Annotated in this window: 4 protein-coding genes; all 4 read left to right on the top strand. The window is 62.6% G+C overall.

Annotated elements, in window-relative coordinates:
* The first annotated feature begins 272 nt into the window (after nucleotides 1-272).
* The 4 genes from CIT26_RS17370 (at nucleotide 273) to CIT26_RS38810 (ending at nucleotide 2063) form a co-directional block, all read left to right on the top strand.
* Nucleotides 273-899, top strand: a complete 627-nt coding sequence (locus CIT26_RS17370; protein ID WP_095493728.1) for a CDGSH iron-sulfur domain-containing protein — start codon at nucleotides 273-275, stop codon at nucleotides 897-899.
* Nucleotides 900-1204: 305 nt separating this feature from the next.
* Nucleotides 1205-1567, top strand: coding sequence for a hypothetical protein (locus CIT26_RS35965; RefSeq protein ID WP_143747858.1), 363 nt, complete (start codon nucleotides 1205-1207; stop codon nucleotides 1565-1567).
* Entirely contained in the window at nucleotides 1546-1920 is a 375-nt protein-coding gene (locus CIT26_RS36635) for a hypothetical protein (protein ID WP_167391435.1), read from the top strand. Before CIT26_RS35965 ends, CIT26_RS36635 begins: the two co-directional genes overlap by 22 nt.
* On the top strand, nucleotides 1854-2063 hold the full coding sequence (locus CIT26_RS38810) for a CDGSH iron-sulfur domain-containing protein (RefSeq protein WP_143747860.1): 210 nt from the start codon (nucleotides 1854-1856) through the stop codon (nucleotides 2061-2063). The genes CIT26_RS36635 and CIT26_RS38810 overlap by 67 nt, the downstream gene beginning before the upstream one ends.
* Nucleotides 2064-2127: the final 64 nt, after the last annotated feature.

Below are 2127 nucleotides of genomic sequence, written 5' to 3'. Positions count from 1 at the left end.
GCAGGCCTTCAAAAAGGCCCCATTAACCCACCAAACGCGACTTCGCTCCCCGTGCAAAGCCCTCCTTGTGGGAGAAGGTGGCCGAGCGAAGCTCGGTCGGATGAGGGGTGCTGGACGGATCGCGGCGTTGAGTTTCTTCCAACACCCCTCAACCGTCTCGGCGCTGCGCGCCGATCCACCTTCTCCCACAGGGGGAGAAGGGTATCGCGGACGCCGGCTTGACGCCGTCCGGGCAACCGCCATAGCGTGAGGCATCAGCAAGGAGCGCAGCTATGGCAGGCATGGTCGAAAGCGAAAACATCGATGTCGGCTTTTCGGGAAAACGCTGCATCCATTCGCGTAATTGCGTGCTCGGCGATCCGCATGCCTTCGTGCCCAACGCCAAGGGCCAGTGGATCCATCCCGAGGCGGCCAGCGTCGAGAAGATCGTGGCGATCGCCGAAAGCTGCCCGTCGGGCGCCATCACTTATGTCAGGAAGGATGGCGGGCCGCAGGAAAAGCCGCCGGTGGTCAACATTGTCCGCATCAGGGAAAACGGTCCGCTGGCGCTGCATGCCGAGATCGTGCTTGGTGAGGAGACGTTTTATCGCGCCACGCTCTGCCGCTGCGGCGCTTCGGAAAACAAGCCGTTCTGCGATGGCAGCCACACCAAATCCGGCTTTACCGCCACCGGCGAGCCGGCGCTGAAGGACACGCCGGCGCTGGATGCGAGGAATGGCCCGCTGACGGTAACCCCGACGAAGAACGGCCCGCTCAAGCTCGAGGGCAATCTCGAAATCGTCACTGGCACCGGCCACACGGTCGACCGCACCCAACGCACCTTCCTCTGCCGCTGCGGCCATTCCGCCAACAAGCCGTTTTGTGATGGGACGCATAAGAAGGTGGGGTTTGTCGGGTAGGCTGGCGTTGCTGCCAAAGCTGCCAATCTCCCCACTCGTGGGGGAGATGTCTGGCAGGACAGAGGGGATTGTCTCGCGTGGAGCGCCTGCATCCTCTGTCCGCGATCGAGGTCGCGTCAGGACGTACCGACCCCCTCTGTCGCCTTCGGCGACATCTCCCCCTCAAGGGGGGAGATTACTCTCCCTTGGCCCAGCTCGCCGCCAATTTCGGCCTTCGACAACGGCGCTCGGTTGATGCTAGGTCTTTGCTACCGGTGCGTGCATGTGCCGGAACGGCGGTTCGTCGGGCTTGGGGGGATTTCAGATTGCGCAAATATGTCTTGCTGTTTCTCAGCCTCTGTATCGATTACGTCTGGGTGAACGCGGCCGTCGTCCTGGCCGACCGGCTGTTTCCCGGCGTTGCCGAGACCGTTCTTGGCCAGCCGGCGTCATGGGCGGCCCAGCAGGTCCTTTCGCTGATCCTGCTTAGCCTTGTACGGGTGGCAAACGTCTCGGTGGGCGAATGGCTGCTGTCCTATGCGCAGACGGAGCAGCCGGCCGGCCAGCGTCAATGGGCCAATCTGTTGCTTGGCACGCTCGGTGTCCTGTCCGGGATCTGTACCTGCTGCGCCTCACCGAGGGCGACGACGGCACGCCGTTCCTGTTCATGGTGGAGGACACGCCGCTGAAGACCGCGGCCGCTGCGCTCTACAGCGCCCTTTACAGTTGGTGTGGCGTGATGCTGTTGCGATTCGAGCCCAAGGCGAAGCTCTGCAATGCCCTGCTGTTCGCCTCGGTCCTGCCATTGACCGCGATAAACCTCATCTTCTCCCGCGACGCGCTGATTGCCTCGATGGTGGCGCGCGCCGCCATCGAGGGCCGCTCGTTCCCGGTGGAAAAGGCGGAGGTCTATGCCCGCGTGTCGATCTATTACGCCATCCTGCTTGTCGCGGTGATGCTGGCGATTTTGTATTTCTGCCGCGAGCGACCTGCCGTTTCCGTCGAGAGGTCGTTCGAAGGCTCGCCGGGCAGCCAGGCGTAGCTCCGGCCCTTTCCGGCTCAATCTTCTGCCGCTGCGGCCATTCGGCCAACAAGCCGTTTTGCGACAATTCGCACAAGCGCGTGGGTTTGTGGGGTAACTGGCGTTGGAATCTCCCCCCCTTGAGGGAGGGGAATCGCATTTGAGTAGTTGGAAAATGGCTTGCCAATTGCCGGGTTGTGGATTCTTGGGAGGGCTCCGTAATTGGGG

Origin of the sequence: Mesorhizobium temperatum (assembly GCF_002284575.1) — a bacterium.
Taxonomy (GTDB): Bacteria; Pseudomonadota; Alphaproteobacteria; order Rhizobiales; family Rhizobiaceae; genus Mesorhizobium; species Mesorhizobium temperatum.
Note: the sequence above shows the minus strand (reverse complement) of the source record. Positions and strands in the feature narration are given on the sequence as shown.

What these genes read in the sequence shown, in the direction of transcription:
- CIT26_RS36635 (WP_167391435.1), top strand. Translation starts at nt 1,546, where the DNA reads ATGGTGGAGGACACGCCGCTGAAGACCGCGGCCGCTGCGCTCTACAGC.
- CIT26_RS17370 (WP_095493728.1), top strand. Translation starts at nt 273, where the DNA reads ATGGCAGGCATGGTCGAAAGCGAAAACATCGATGTCGGCTTTTCGGGA.